This is a genomic window from Rhizobium sp. 01T444, from assembly GCF_056398305.1.
Window position 1 is genome coordinate 1 of record NZ_JBFTPD010000379.1, and the last position, 537, is coordinate 537.

The window sequence follows — 537 nt, forward strand, 5'->3', positions numbered from 1 at the left end:
CGGCAGCTCCTGCCATCCATCGCTTCCCTTGCGCTATTTGGAATGTAATGTGAACTATCTGAGCACCCGCGGCCATCCGGACCGCCGCCGCTTCTGCGAGATCCTGCTGGAGGGCCTGGCACCGGACGGCGGCCTTTATCTGCCTGAGCGCTACCCGCAAGTCGATGCCCCCACGCTCGCCCGGTGGCGAAGCCTGCCATATCACGAACTTGCCTTCGAGATTCTCTCGCTGTACATCGACGACATTCCCGCCGCCGATCTCAGGGCCATCTGCGCGAAGACCTACACCGCCGAGGTTTTCGGTAGCGCCGACATCGTGCCGCTGCGCGAGCTGGAAGATGGCGTCTATCTCGAAGCCCTGTCCAATGGCCCCACGCTTGCCTTCAAGGACATGGCGATGCAACTCCTCGGCAACCTGTTCGAGTACGAACTCGCGCGGCGCGGCGAAGAGCTCAACATCCTCGGCGCGACCAGCGGCGATACCGGCAGCGCGGCCGAATACGCGATGCGGGGCAAGAAGGGCGTGCGCGTGTTCAT

At 63.5% G+C, this 537-nt stretch carries 1 pseudogene; it reads left to right on the plus strand.

The annotated features are described in order from the left end of the window. Nucleotides 1–49: 49 nt before the first annotated feature. Nucleotides 50–537: pseudogene (locus AC1DTN_RS39035) on the plus strand (threonine synthase); the annotation flags it as partial.